1 pseudogene is annotated in these 223 nt (G+C 65.5%); it reads right to left on the bottom strand.

The annotated features are described in order from the left end of the window. A pseudogene (locus ACXN5W_RS30475) lies at positions 1-191 on the bottom strand (IS630 family transposase); the annotation flags it as partial. Between the last annotated feature and the right edge of the window lie 32 nt (positions 192-223).

Raw genomic sequence — 223 nt, forward strand, 5'->3', positions numbered from 1 at the left:
TGGTTGGCGGTGCACCAGGCGCGGACCTCGGGGTGCTTGTGCGGGGAGAAGTTGTCGCAGATCAGATACAGCCTCTGGTCGGGCCAGCGGCGGCGTAGGGTCTTGAGGAAGTTCAGGAACTCCCGCCACCGCTTTCGGTCCCGGATGCGGTAGTGCAGGCGCCCGGTGGTCAGATCCAGGGCAGCGATCATGTGTCGGACGCCTTGGTCACGGGTGTAGGTCG

Source organism: Plantactinospora sp. A48, from assembly GCF_055793945.1.